10 protein-coding genes and 1 tRNA gene are annotated in these 13,334 nt (G+C 39.4%); 5 read left to right on the forward strand and 6 right to left on the reverse strand.

Annotation, left to right across the window (positions count from 1 at the left end):
* Positions 1-3 precede the first annotated feature (3 nt).
* From ACR63T_RS08830 to tsaA, 5 genes are all read right to left on the reverse strand, one after another.
* A complete protein-coding gene (locus ACR63T_RS08830; protein ID WP_472783736.1) occupies positions 4-888 on the reverse strand; it encodes a prepilin-type N-terminal cleavage/methylation domain-containing protein in 885 nt (294 codons plus the stop codon).
* 37 nt (positions 889-925) lie between these two features.
* Positions 926-1,615, reverse strand: a complete 690-nt coding sequence (locus tag ACR63T_RS08835; RefSeq protein ID WP_201569521.1) for a TetR/AcrR family transcriptional regulator — start codon at positions 1,613-1,615, stop codon at positions 926-928.
* 283 nt (positions 1,616-1,898) lie between these two features.
* Complete coding sequence (locus tag ACR63T_RS08840; protein WP_472783737.1) at positions 1,899-2,687, reverse strand: TatD family hydrolase; 789 nt, start codon at positions 2,685-2,687, stop codon at positions 1,899-1,901.
* Between the two features lie 188 nt (positions 2,688-2,875).
* Positions 2,876-4,714 (reverse strand): type IV pilus assembly ATPase TfpB, encoded by a 1,839-nt coding sequence (gene tfpB, locus ACR63T_RS08845; RefSeq protein ID WP_472783738.1) that lies wholly within the window; start codon positions 4,712-4,714, stop codon positions 2,876-2,878.
* 95 nt (positions 4,715-4,809) lie between these two features.
* Positions 4,810-5,640 (reverse strand): tRNA (N6-threonylcarbamoyladenosine(37)-N6)-methyltransferase TrmO, encoded by an 831-nt coding sequence (gene tsaA, locus ACR63T_RS08850; protein WP_472783739.1) that lies wholly within the window; start codon positions 5,638-5,640, stop codon positions 4,810-4,812.
* Positions 5,641-6,037: 397 nt separating this feature from the next.
* On the opposite strand from tsaA, the gene ACR63T_RS08855 reads away from it, so the two are divergent.
* Positions 6,038-6,811, forward strand: coding sequence for a ferredoxin--NADP reductase (locus ACR63T_RS08855; protein WP_305898497.1), 774 nt, complete (start codon positions 6,038-6,040; stop codon positions 6,809-6,811).
* A gap of 148 nt (positions 6,812-6,959) precedes the next feature.
* Positions 6,960-7,044 (forward strand) — tRNA-Leu (locus ACR63T_RS08860).
* Positions 7,045-7,128: 84 nt separating this feature from the next.
* Here ACR63T_RS08860 and ACR63T_RS08865 read toward each other — a convergent pair.
* A complete protein-coding gene (locus tag ACR63T_RS08865; protein ID WP_472783740.1) occupies positions 7,129-7,806 on the reverse strand; it encodes a hypothetical protein in 678 nt (225 codons plus the stop codon).
* 423 nt (positions 7,807-8,229) lie between these two features.
* Between ACR63T_RS08865 and dcm the strand changes: the two genes are divergently transcribed.
* Genes dcm through ACR63T_RS08880 form a run of 3 tightly spaced genes read left to right on the forward strand, consistent with a single transcriptional unit; the run spans position 8,230 to position 13,334 of the window.
* On the forward strand, positions 8,230-9,261 hold the full coding sequence (dcm, locus tag ACR63T_RS08870) for a DNA (cytosine-5-)-methyltransferase (RefSeq protein WP_472783741.1): 1,032 nt from the start codon (positions 8,230-8,232) through the stop codon (positions 9,259-9,261).
* Positions 9,236-10,633 carry an ATP-binding protein gene (locus tag ACR63T_RS08875; RefSeq protein WP_472783742.1) on the forward strand — a complete coding sequence of 466 codons (1,398 nt, stop codon included), beginning with the start codon at positions 9,236-9,238 and terminating at the stop codon, positions 10,631-10,633. Before dcm ends, ACR63T_RS08875 begins: the two co-directional genes overlap by 26 nt.
* 4 nt (positions 10,634-10,637) lie before the next feature.
* A complete protein-coding gene (locus tag ACR63T_RS08880; protein ID WP_472783743.1) occupies positions 10,638-13,334 on the forward strand; it encodes a Z1 domain-containing protein in 2,697 nt (898 codons plus the stop codon).

Here is a 13,334-nt window from a genome sequence, read left to right on the forward strand (position 1 = left end):
TCGCTATGACCCCTGCCCAATTTTAATGCTGCCATCAGGCATAATCGTAATCACCTCGCCAACTAAATTTGCATTGGCGCGCACCTCTATTGTCACTGGCGTGGCCTGTCCAGTGCCAAACCATAGTACTTGTGGTACGGTTTGTCCAGTAAACCAAGGTTGTAATACTTGGCTGTCAGCCAAACCCGTCATACCGCGTGTGCTACTGATACTGGTTGAGCTGCTGACATCTAATCTCTGAATACTTAAACTCACACCATCAGGCAAGCTTGGCAAACTAACTTCAGGCTCGAGTACCCAGCTTGGAGTGGGCGTCTTATCGCCATTATTGGTCAGACCTGAGATATCTGCTGATAGCTCCATTGAGTTTTTGCCACTACTGTCATTCGGGTTATCAGACGTTTGATAACTCACATAAGGATTAGATAAGGTAACGATAATAGGGCTAATTTGGCCTTGCTGATCAGGCTGTAAACTCAGTCCCATCGGCTGCATACGCTCAGCCGATAACAGCCGCACATAATCAAGCGAGTCGGTCAAATGCTCATAGAACGCACGGTTCTTGCGTGAGTCACTACTGCTAACGGATAAGCTCATCATACCCGCAAATATCGACAAAATAACTACCACGACTAAGATTTCAACTAAAGTAAAACCTGCTTGTTTTTGGGGTAAATACAATAAAGGATTATGCTTAGCTAGCAGCGAATCGGTTTTTGCGATGTATTTTTTATAGGGAGGATCGGCGGGTAATAGGTGAGCTGACGAGAGCTTGACAGACTGTGATGATAACTTAGCTTTTAGCTGACTAATGAGCAGACGTAAAAATCTGAAAAATAAAGAATAGGCGACCACGAAACGAGGTATGATTTTGTACGTGACCGCCATAGTACACCTACTTTAAAAAGCGTTATAAAAATAGACTCTAATAAGTCGTATTACGGTGCTCTTCTGACTCCGTATCGATCTGCTCAACCAACTCTTGTATATCCTCATCAAGCACGACCTCATCGACATCGTCATTAAGATAGTGGCTAGGCAAATCAAGCATCTGCTTGACCAATGCATAACGCAGTGTATCGCGACGACCCAAGTAGCGCTGATAAAAGCTAGAATTCAATAAGCCCGCGCCGCCTTGCCCCATAGCCCAAATAGAAGATAAATAATCACGAGTGCTCATATTACTACGGCTATCTTGTAGATGCATACTGATAATATCGATCAGGCGCTTCATACGCTGACGGCGAATATCATACAGCTCACCAAATAGTCGATTAAGACCCGTGGCTGAGGCGGCTAGACGCTCCTCTATTTGATTGAGCAGCATCGCTTTTTGTGGATTAAGCAACTGTTGCAAAATCATTCTAGCGACCCCTGCTGAGGCGCAGTCATCAATACGATTGATCTCAAACAAGTGTTCTTCGTAGCGGATAATGATGCGCAGGTACAACTCATCTTTACTAGAGAAATGCTTATACAAAGTTCCTTTAGCCAAGTCCAACTGATCGGCTAGACTATCAAGCGTAATATCGCCATTGCCAGACTCAAGTAACAACTGTTCAGCCATAGCCAAGATGCTCTCTTCGCGGACTTTGAACTGGTGCTGACGACTCATAACTGCTCCTATGATGCTAATTTTTATGGTAATACTTGTATTGGTAACTACATTAATACTAATAACGCTGTACTTCACAGACATAAATGATGACAACTTGTCCTTGTTGACATCACAAGTGCTCTAACTATCCAGACGATTTTTATCAAAATAAATGTGAGATATTGTTGTAATCTCTATATTACTTTTTAATTATTGTCCAAGATCTTGCTTGTGCTTATAGATCAATTACTTACATCTCAGTATATATAGTAAATGACTGACTAGTCATAGCATAACGATTTTAATGATACTGTGCTAGTAACTTTACAAAGTTTTTTGCAGTTAACTCGCCAACCTCTTCACTACTACAGCCATATATGTCAGCTAAATAGGCAGCAACATACGGCACGTAGGCTGGCTCATTAGGTCGTCCACGCTTAGGTACTGGCGCAAGATAAGGGCTGTCGGTCTCAATCAGTATTCTATCTTTTGGCATGTTTCGCGCGGCATCTTGAATATTGGTAGCACTTTTAAAGCTAACAATACCTGAGAATGAGATATAAAAGCCCAAATCCAGCGCTCGCTTTGCCGTCTCCCAATCCTCAGTAAAACAGTGAATAATGCCGTGCTCGGCACCCTCTGCTTTTAGGATATCGATTGTGTCTTCTTTGGCATCACGCATATGCACGATAAGGGGCTTTTTAAGCGCTTGACTGGCGTGTATGTGACGCACTAAACTATCTTGCTGCGCCCGCTTGTTCTCAGTTGACCAGTAATAATCCAGCCCTGTCTCGCCTATCGCCCACACCTTATCACTACTCGCGGTTTTAACGAGACGCTCAACTGTAGCAGATTGCAACAGTGCTATATCCTCACAAGGATGAATACCAACGCTCATGCCAAGATCTAAGCTCTCATCGCTATAAGTGCTAATAATACCAGCAATCTCATCGTACTCTGCAAAGTCGCACATGATCGCCATCGCGCGTGTGACATTAGCCTCTTTCATAGCGGCAATAGCGCCTGCTAGCTGTCCGTCGTATTTTTCTAAATTTAGGCGATTAAGATGGCAGTGACTATCAGTAAACATAAATATTCTCGTATTGGTATTTTATCAAAACTTTCAGTATTTAAACTTATTAATTAATAATATTGCTTTGATAACGTTGTTTTTCAAGGGCAGCTACATAATCGTGTCTAATAGTATATAAGCACATTTAATATATGATTTAGTAGCTGTTTTTGTTCCCATTTAATCATCGCAACGTTATAAAGACTTTAATGCAAAGGCACCACGCGCATGACCTCCTCCATCGTCGTCAGCCCCTCGCTAATGCGCTTAGCGCCTGACAAGCGTAACGGCTGTACGCCATCACGATACGCTTGCTGCTGTAAGCTGTCCAAATTAGCATCGGCTGCCACTAGCTTTTTGAGCTCATTAGTCAATGGCATAATCTCGTACAAGCCGATACGCCCTTGATAACCAGTATGACGGCAATGCTCACAGCCTTTAGCACTGAATATCTGCGTAGGCAGTGGCGCGCGCCAAGGTTGTACTAGCTCCGCCCATTGAATCGCAATCTCGCTATCGGCTTTGATCTGAGTCGCTTGCTTACAGTACGGACACAGTGTACGGATTAAGCGCTGCGCCATCACCCCAAGTATCGTCGCTGAGGTCAAAAAAGGCTGTACCCCTAGATCGTGCAAGCGCGTGAGCGAGCTTGGCGCATCATTCGTATGCAAGGTCGATAGCACCAAATGCCCAGTCAGTGAGGCTTGCACCGCCATATTGGCGGTCTCATTATCTCGTATCTCACCGACCATGATAATGTCGGGATCTTGACGCATAAGCGAGCGAATAGCATCCGCGAAGTGTAGATCAATCGCAGGATTGACTTGCATCTGATTAAAGGTCGGCTCGATCATCTCAATCGGATCTTCAATCGTACAAACATTGACCTGTTCCGTCGCCAGTTGCTTGAGCGTACTATAAAGCGTCGTGGTCTTCCCAGAACCAGTCGGTCCCGTCACTAAGATAATGCCATTAGGATTCGCGGTCAGCTCATGCCAGCTCTCAAGCTGCTTGCCAGACAGTCCTAATTGAGCAAACGTGCGTACTAAGACTTCAGGGTCAAATACTCGCATGACCAGCTTTTCACCGAAAGCAGTCGGCATAGTAGACAGACGCAGCTCCGTCTCAAGACCCTTATGCGTGCGCGTCTTGAGGCGACCATCTTGCGGTTTGCGCTTTTCTGCGACATTGAGACGACCTAAGATTTTGATACGCGCGGTCACTGCGACCATAATCGCGAGCGGCATCTCATACACCGTATGCAAGACGCCATCGATCCGAAAGCGCACTTTGCCCGTCTCACGGCGTGGCTCTAAATGTATGTCGCTGGCACGCTGCTCAAAGGCATATTGCAATAACCAGTCAACGACTCTGACGATATGCTGATCATTAGCATCAGGATTATTATTATCGCCCAACTGCAATAGTGCTTCGACATTAGTGACGTCAGCGGCTGCCCGTTTATGCACACTGTTCGCGCCAGCAATCGCTTGGGTGACTTGATAAAACTCTTGACGATAGCGCCCGATCTGATCAGGACTGATATAGACGGTACGAGTAGTCTTTGACTTTATGACTTTGCTCATATTGAGATGCCAGTCATTATAAAACGGCTGATCCGTACCGATGACTACTTCTGTATCACTCACCTCTATGGGCAAGATATGTTGAGTACGCGCGTACTCAAATGACATCAGCTTAGTGACCGCTGGCACATCCGTCTTTAAGGGATCGATGCGCACGAATGGCATATTGGCCTTTGCCGCCAGCCATTGGTTCAGCCATAGCAAAGTCAGTCTATTTTTCTTGTTTTCTGTATTACCGCCACCCTGAGCGCTTGGTTCGGTATTAGCAATCTGAGCACTCCCTGCATTATGCGCATTGGGCAAATTAAACTCGCTAATGGTGATGAGCGGGTGCTGCGCTTTATCACGGCGACTAGTCATCACCAGGTTGTAGGCGCGCTGATCGATTACTCTATCGGCTAGGAGCTCATCGAGGCACCAACGTAGATCTATCACTATTGAGTACTGTGGGGTTGACATATTTTTCTTCTTTTTAGACGAATATTAGATAAGTAGCGTGAGTGCTAAGCCACGGAATAAAAAAATTATAATGGTGCGTAAAAACCACTCTATCATCAGACTTTTGTAATCAAAGTAATTTGCAGCTCACCAAGTGTGATCTGCGAAAAGCTCACATCGACTGACTTATAACGCATAACAAAGCAGCTATTTAATTCATCACGTCGATAGGCAGGCCTAGGATCTTGGGCAATTAAAGCTTTTATATAATCCATATCTGCTGCAATCAATTGCTGCTGTACTTCATTTACAGTAGCAGTGAGCGTAGGTGTCGCTTTTTCATCCAGCGAGTCGCTATTCATCATTTTCTCAAATTGATCTTGTGCTATATCAGTCACTTTTACTACTAATAGTTTTGGCTCAGTAGGCGCAAATCCGCTAATGGCTTCATTATAAGCATCGCTATAAGCGACATAAGGCTTGATATCAATAATCGGCGTGCCATCGATCATATCAGCACCACTAATCATTAATAGCACTCGATTCTCTACAACTTCGATACGCTCAAGCTTAACGACCGACAATCCTAAATTTGAGGGACGGTACATACTACGACTGGCAAACACCCCTATTTTTTGATTACCACCCAGCCTTGGCGGTCGCACCTGCGCGCGAAAGGTAGATGCAGCGTTTGACTGAGCTTGAGCATTTGAGGCATGTTTAGGCTTAAAATTATGGTGAAACTGCCAACTGAGCCAGATATGGCTAAAAGCTTCTAAACCGTCAAAAGCCGCTGGATTATCATAAGGCGCTATCATCTCAATCACGCTCGACAGCGCTACTAAATTAGGCTGACGCGGCGCTCCGAATTTTTGTGATAGCGGCGCACGGTGATAGCCTATAATCGGCGTGGTATGCTCAAGCGCATAGCTTTTCGTAGCGCTCATCTTCTCATACTCAATGCTTGATACATAAGACCTTTCCAATGTTGAAAATATAAATCCAAAACAACTTCTAGACTATAGCTAATAATTTACTAACGATATTCTATTTTATCATGGCAATAGCCATTGCTTAGGCGGATTTTTACTTTAAAGTTTGTTATTATACTCAGCAATATTTATTGAGGATAACGGGCGTCTACTATCAGCGTCTACCATTTTAGATGCATAAAAATAATGACTTTAAAGCAATAAATTTTTAATACGTAGCATTGCATTCATTATAAAAGTAGCTGGCAGTGTACCTACTAGTCAACTTACCAAACCCTATAATAGTGGTAAAATATCCCTTTATAATTATTCATATACATTTATCTATCAAAACAATATCAACGAGGACTTTATGTCAAAACTGCGCACCGAAACGGTTACCGAAGTTCATCACTGGAACGACGCTCTATTCACTATCAAGACCACTCGTGACGATGGTCTGCGCTTTCGTAATGGCGAGTTTGCGATGATCGGTATTGTCGTTGATGGTAAGCCCTTATTGCGTGCTTATTCGATTGCCAGTCCTAACTATGAAGACCATTTGGAGTTCTTTTCGATTAAAGTGCCTGATGGCCCACTCACCTCACGCCTGCAACATATCAAGGTCGGCGATGAGCTACTGGTCAGCAAAAAACCGACCGGCACCTTAGTACTCGATGATCTATTACCAGGCAAAAATCTCTATATGCTAGCGACAGGGACAGGGCTTGCGCCATTTTTAGCATTGGCTCGTGATCCTGAAGTGTATGAGCGTTTTGAAAAGATTATTCTAGTGCACGGTGTCCGTAATGTTGCTGATTTGGCCTATCGTGAGATGTTCGAAAAAGAGCTCGCTGACGATGAAATATTTGGCGAATGGTATCGTGAAAAATTCATCTATTATCCAACGACCACGCGCGACGACTCCAAGTACACAGGTCGCATTACTGATCTTATGGAATCAGGTAAGCTGTTCGAAGATGTTGGTTTGCCGCAGATGAATAAGGACGATGATCGAGTGCTAATCTGTGGCAGTATGCCGTTTAACGCTGATGTCGCCAAAATCTTAGATGGCTTTGGTTTGACCGTCTCACCGCGTATGGGCGTACAGGCCGATTACGTGATTGAGCGTGCTTTTGTTGGTTAGGATTTGGTTAAGGGCTGGCTAAGTCAGCAGTCGGTTTGATTAGCCTTTGATTTATTAAAGCTGGTTTTGATAAAAATAACTTGACGGCTAAAAATAGACTGCTATAATACGCACCCTACATAGCACGATATTAATGCTAACCCTACATGCCGGTGTGGTGGAATGGTAGACACGACGGATTCAAAATCCGTTGCCTATAAAGCGTGTCGGTTCAAGTCCGACCACCGGTACCATATAAAAGAAAATACCGCTAGCATCTAAGCTTAGCGGTATTTTTTTGTCTGGCAGTTTTAGTTATCTACATAAAATCGCTAAATCTACTCTACGTCATCTAATAGCTTGTTCAATACCTCAATGATATCGTCACCGATGATGCTGTCTTCTATATAGCTGACCAGCTCACGTACCGTGGTCATATCCACCGCGCGAATACCAAAGCCTGCTAGCTGTTTATTGATAGTCGCTAAGCTCATGGCATCTAGCGTGTCCTCTTGCACCAGCCAATACATCTGCTCAAGCAAGGTATCTGTTTGCGCTAAAGTAGAATAACCATCGCCTTGGATAAATAAATTAAAATGATAATCTAGGGCAACATCACTGATATAAAAAGTGCGCACACAATCTAAAGTATAGGCTGGTGGCGCTGTACCTTCGTCGTCTTGGTATTGCTCTGCTAGCGTCTCTGCTACTAACTCGCCTAGTATCTGGTAGTCGCCTACTTTTACTTTATGGTTATAAATAATGCAATAATCGGCTATGGCTTCAAAAATAATCGCGCTAACATCCAAGGTATTATTATCGATATCATAAAAGGCTTTTAGGGCAGGTAAAAACTCTGCGAGCTTGTCATCAGGGACTGGGATCAAAAACTGCTGTTCGTATATTTTGACCATGTCATCAGGATTGTAAGTATTGGCGCTATTGGTTTCGTTTCTGCCAGTGGGCTTTAGAGGAATAAAATTAAAAGGGTTATTAGTGGTATTATCAGTGGTCATGCAGGACAGCCTTTTCGATTCAGAGTAGAGATATTTAACCGCTATTATCGCTTATTCAGTGGCTTTTTGATATGGTCTGTCTGATGTTTCACTGATGTTTTACCGGCCTATTATGCTAAAAGCGCTCGCCTCGTAGGCTGTGGCTTTAGCCCAGAAAATAAGTTTATTTAATTGGTAGTCTACAAGAAATATTTTGGTATATGCACTTCAAATATCAGCTTATAGATAGGCAGATTTAAAAGTTATCTGTTAACATGATCATATTTTTTTAGTATTTCTAAAAACGTCGTTAGTTTCAAGAACAACTAAGTTCGCTAGTTTTTAAATATTTTATATATGTTCTTATTTGTGTAGATTATATAAAGATACTAGAGAATTATTTCGTTTATTCCTTAATTTTTTAACTAATTGGTTTAATGATTTATGTATAAAGTAGGTAGTCTTTTTGCAGGTGTTGGAGGTATTTGTCAAGCTTTTAATGAAGCTGGGCAAGATGTGGTATGGGCCAATGAGATCGATAGAAATGCTTGTAATACATATCGATTAAATCATAAAGATGTTTTATTAATAGAAGGTGATGTAAAGGAGATATCTGCTAGCTCATTAGACAGTGTAGACATCCTGACTGCTGGATTTCCTTGTCAACCCTTTTCAATAGCTGCTCATGGAACAGGATTCAATGACGAAAGAGGACAGTTAATCTTTGAAGTAATTAGGTTGATTAATGAATTAAAACCTAAAGCAATCTTTCTTGAAAATGTTAAAACACTAGCTACACATGACAAAGGTAAAACATTTATAGAGATTAGAAGGTTAATGTCAGAGTCAAACTACTCTTTCATTCCATTCATTTTGAATGCCGCCGAATGTACTGATATTCCACAAGGAAGAGAAAGAATATATATTGTTGGTTTTGCAAATGAAGGTAAGTACTCTTTTGAGAAACCAGTAAAAGAAAATATATATGATAACGGTAGCCTTAATCATTATTTATCTGCTAGCTTTAATATCCCAGTTCCTAAAGGAAACTTAAGCACTAACTTTTTAGACTTTCTTGAACCAGCTACTGTACAAGAAAGCGATTATTATAATAATAAAGATAATAAAATACATAATATTATTATCGAAACTGTTGTCAATAAAGATAGTGTTTACCAATATAGAAGGAACTATATTAGAGAAAACAAATCTAATGTTTGCCCTACTTTGACTGCCAGTATGGGAGTTGGTGGACATAACGTGCCTATTATTTTAGATGAAGGACTACCAAGAAGGTTGACCCCGAAAGAGTGTTTTAATTTACAAGGCTTTCCTGCAGATTTTGAATTACCAGATGATCTAGCAAGGGGTCAGTTATATAAGCAGGCAGGAAATTCAGTAGTAGTACCTGTAATCACTAAGATTGCAAAGGAAATAGCGAGAGTTCTTAATGAAAGTTCAAACAGTAAATCCTAATGTTGCAAACTTTGTCGCTTCCATACGTGATTTAGGTTATACATTTGAAATTGCCGTTGCCGACGTCATTGATAACAGTCTGAGTGCTAACGCTACACATATAGAAATTCATACCGTACCTACAGATAATGGATTAATACTGACTTTATATGACAATGGGTATGGTATGGATGATGATGAACTTAAAGAAGCGATGCGATTAGCGACAAAAAATCCAGGACATAAGCGCGATAAAAATGATTTGGGTCGATTCGGATTAGGGTTGAAAACAGCATCATTTTCTCAATGTAAAAAGTTAACTGTTGCTTCTAAAAAAAATGGTTCTATTTCCGTTAAATGTTGGGATTTAGATTTCATTGCTCAACGCAATAGTTGGGATTTACAAGTCTTAAAAACAGATGATATTAAGGACATTCCGTTATTCAGTAAATTGTCAATAAATGATTCTGGAACACTTGTGATTTGGGAAAACATAGATCGATATAAAGCTGAAGAATTTTCAATGAAAATTAATGACTTGTCAAACCACCTATCTTTGGTATTTCACCGGTTTCTAGAAGGTGAATATAAAAATAAAAAAATAAGCATTACTTTAAACAATCAAGAAATTGAACCTCACAATCCTTTTAATAGTAATCATCCGGCAACATTAAAAATACCTGAGGATAAATTAAGTATATACGGTAAGCCATACTTAGTTAAACCTTTCATCCTTCCCCATCATAGTAAAGTTTCAAAGGATGAATGGCAAAAATATGAGACTAAAGAAGGTTATATTAAGTCCCAAGGCTTCTACTTATATCGAGAAAAGCGATTACTAACATATGGAACATGGTGGGGGCTTCACAAAGCAAAAGATGCTCATAAGCTTGCCAGAATACAAATAGACATAACTAATGATCAGGATCAATATTGGGGTATAGATGTAAAAAAATCTATGGCAGAACCTGTACCGGCTATAAAAAGAGAGTTAAGACGCATTGTTTCCAATGTAACAAAAACTTCATTTAAGCCGTTTAAAGAAAGAGGAAGAAGAATAACTAGAAGAGATAATGAGCCTTTTTGGGAGCTCTATATAGACGGCGAACAAGCTAGTTTTAGAGTGAATCAAACGCATCCGGTCATGGAGCAACTAATTGACACTTTAAACGAAGAGCAGTTACATTTATTCAGTTTGCTTTATAAAGGATTAGAAACTTTTTTACCACTTCAAGCAATTCAGGCTAAAATGCAATCCGAACCTCACTCAATAAATCAAACCTCGTTGACTTTAGATGAGGTTAAAAATATTGTTGAATTATTAAGAGAAAAAGGATTTGATGAAGAGTGGATTGAACGTCTTAAACGTACTGAACTTTTAAAACAAGGATAGTAAAATGAAAGAGTACGAGTTAATAAAGGGTTTTATTTCTATTCTGCTTTTTAAAAGTCAAGATATAAACAATAAAAGCCTTACTTCTTCTGAAATTGATAATCAAATTCTTAATGTAAAGAAATTATGGGATTCTAATAAGCCTTTGTTGTGCTCTTTATTAAACTGTAATGTAGTGGATTTGGAGTTTTTACCTACAGATGAAGATTTCGTTAGAATGAAAAAAGAGTTTGAAGCACGGTTTAATGTTGATTTGCCACAAGGTACTATGCTTCAGGGCGAGAGCTCCAAGAAAAGGAATACTTCTTGGTGGACAAATGGTACCAAATTAAATGGCCCTAATTACTATTCTGAGCGTAATAGAAGATACCTAGTGGAGCAAGACAAGCTTGCTAATCAGGTTATTCGTACTATTGATATAGATACAGACAATATATTAGATAATATTGAAAATCCTAGAACTGACTCATTCGATATTCATGGAATGGTAGTTGGTCACGTACAATCTGGCAAAACAGGCAATTACACTAACTTAATCTGTAAGGCTGCAGATGCAGGCTACAAATTTATTGTAGTGGTTGCTGGTGGAACTAAGATTTTACGAAATCAAACTCAGGAACGCATCAACAATGATTTTATCGGTTATTCTGATGGTTTAGAGATTGGAGTAGGATTAATATCTAATGAAAAATCAAAACAGCCTATAAGCCTAACTACTTTGGAAGCCGACTTTAATATAGATGATGCTAGGAGAGCTGCTCAAGCATGGAATTTTGATACCAACAACACACCTTTAGTGTTAGTTATCCAAAAAAATACTAGAACATTATCGAATGTGATTGACTGGCTTGAAAAGCAATATAAGAATGGTATTACAAACCATGCAATGCTACTGATAGACGATGAATCTGACTACGCTTCAATCGATACATCTAAGGATGAAGATTATGATCCTAGTACTATAAATAGAAAGTTAAGAAAACTTTTAAGTCTTTTTTCACGTAAAAGTTATATAGCATACACAGCTACGCCATATGCAAATGTTTTTATTGATGATGAAGCAATACATGAGAAAGAAAAAGACTTATTTCCTAAAGATTTTATTTATGCATTAGACGCACCAAGTAACTACTTCGGTGCAGAAAAGATTTTTCTAGAAAACAAAGGGAAATATTTAGTTGATATTGATGACTTCCAAGACTTATTACCGCTCTATCATAAGATAGATTTTAGTGTTGTTAAGCTACCAAATAGTATGAAAGAAGCGATAAACACTTATTTAATAAACATAGCTATACGTCGCCTTAGAGGTCAGTACTCTAGTCATAATAGTATGCTTATACATGTTTCAAGATTTACTGACATTCATCAACAGATTTCTTCTTTAGTTGATGAACACTTAAGCTTACTCAAAAATGACATTTATGCTTATGGCAAACTCTCAAATAGTTTGGAAAAAAGTGACTTAATTAAAAATATATTTGATACCTATAAAGCTCACGTTGTTGAAAATAAACCAAAATGGTTATCTATAATCAATGAATTAAATAAATTTATAAGTCAGGTTGCTGTACGTGAAGTTCATGGAAAAGTTAAAGAGAATAAGCTGGAATACACTAATGTTAAACCTACCTATGCCATTGTAGTTGGGGGTCAAAGTTTATCACGTGGATTCACGATTGAAGGTTTGACAGTAAGTTATTTTTTAAGAACGACAAAGTTCTATGATACATTGATGCAGATGGGACGCTGGTTTGGTTATAGAGTCGGATATGAAGATTTATGTCGTATTTATACAACCGAGACTATGATGGATAATTTCGTAGAAATTATATCTGCTACAAAAGATTTGTTTGATGACTTCAAGGAAATGGCAGAATTGAAAAGAACGCCGAAAGAATTTGGTTTATGTGTCAAGGAACACCCAAAAAGCTTGCTACAAGTTACAGCAAAAAATAAGCTGAGAAATACTGAAGACATAATTCTACAACTCAATCTAGATGGCAGAGAAGTAGAGACGAGTTGGCTAAGTAATAGCTCACATGTAAACAATCAAAACATTGAAGCAGTTCAGGAGCTTTTAATAGATTTATTAGGTAGTCAGTCAGAATATAAAAAGGTTGGTAATCATTATCTATGGCAATCGGTAACAAATGATTATGTACTAAAGTTCTTAAATAGTTTTGAAACCTATCCTCCAAAAAAAGAACAAGAAAGTATACTCAGTATCACGACTAAAATGCCTATTCGTTTCGTATTAGAGTATACCAATGAGAACAAATTCGATTGGGATGTTGCAATATTTAGTGGGAGTGGCGAAGAATTCCATTTCAACAAAATAGATATAAAACTACAAAAACGAAAGTTCAAAGATAAATCTTCTTATTTAGAAGTAGGTAATAGGCAAGTATCTAGTGGAGATGCTGAGTCTTTACCTCTTTCTCAAGAAATTAGAAAGGAAATCGGTTCAAATGGTAAAAGAGCTAGAGCGTTAAGAGATAAACCGTTACTAATGCTACATTTAATAGAACCTGATATAGAATCGATGGATAAGGTATCTCTAGATTTTACTCCTCTAGCAGCATTCGGAATCAGTTTTAACGGAAGTCCTATCGATAGAGAAAAAACTGTAAGAGTTAAAGCTAACAAGGTTCTTATTAAAAATATTAGAAGGGATATGGCAAATGATGCTGAGGAGTAA

It is taken from the genome of Psychrobacter sp. M17(2026) (assembly GCF_055699815.1).

What these genes read in the sequence shown, in the direction of transcription:
- ACR63T_RS08830 (WP_472783736.1), bottom strand. Translation starts at nt 888, where the DNA reads ATGGCGGTCACGTACAAAATCATACCTCGTTTCGTGGTCGCCTATTCT.
- tfpB (WP_472783738.1), bottom strand. Translation starts at nt 4,714, where the DNA reads ATGTCAACCCCACAGTACTCAATAGTGATAGATCTACGTTGGTGCCTC.
- ACR63T_RS08840 (WP_472783737.1), bottom strand. Translation starts at nt 2,687, where the DNA reads ATGTTTACTGATAGTCACTGCCATCTTAATCGCCTAAATTTAGAAAAA.
- ACR63T_RS08875 (WP_472783742.1), top strand. Translation starts at nt 9,236, where the DNA reads ATGAAAGTTCAAACAGTAAATCCTAATGTTGCAAACTTTGTCGCTTCC.
- ACR63T_RS08880 (WP_472783743.1), top strand. Translation starts at nt 10,638, where the DNA reads ATGAAAGAGTACGAGTTAATAAAGGGTTTTATTTCTATTCTGCTTTTT.
- ACR63T_RS08855 (WP_305898497.1), top strand. Translation starts at nt 6,038, where the DNA reads ATGTCAAAACTGCGCACCGAAACGGTTACCGAAGTTCATCACTGGAAC.
- ACR63T_RS08835 (WP_201569521.1), bottom strand. Translation starts at nt 1,615, where the DNA reads ATGAGTCGTCAGCACCAGTTCAAAGTCCGCGAAGAGAGCATCTTGGCT.
- tsaA (WP_472783739.1), bottom strand. Translation starts at nt 5,640, where the DNA reads ATGAGCGCTACGAAAAGCTATGCGCTTGAGCATACCACGCCGATTATA.
- ACR63T_RS08865 (WP_472783740.1), bottom strand. Translation starts at nt 7,806, where the DNA reads ATGACCACTGATAATACCACTAATAACCCTTTTAATTTTATTCCTCTA.
- dcm (WP_472783741.1), top strand. Translation starts at nt 8,230, where the DNA reads ATGTATAAAGTAGGTAGTCTTTTTGCAGGTGTTGGAGGTATTTGTCAA.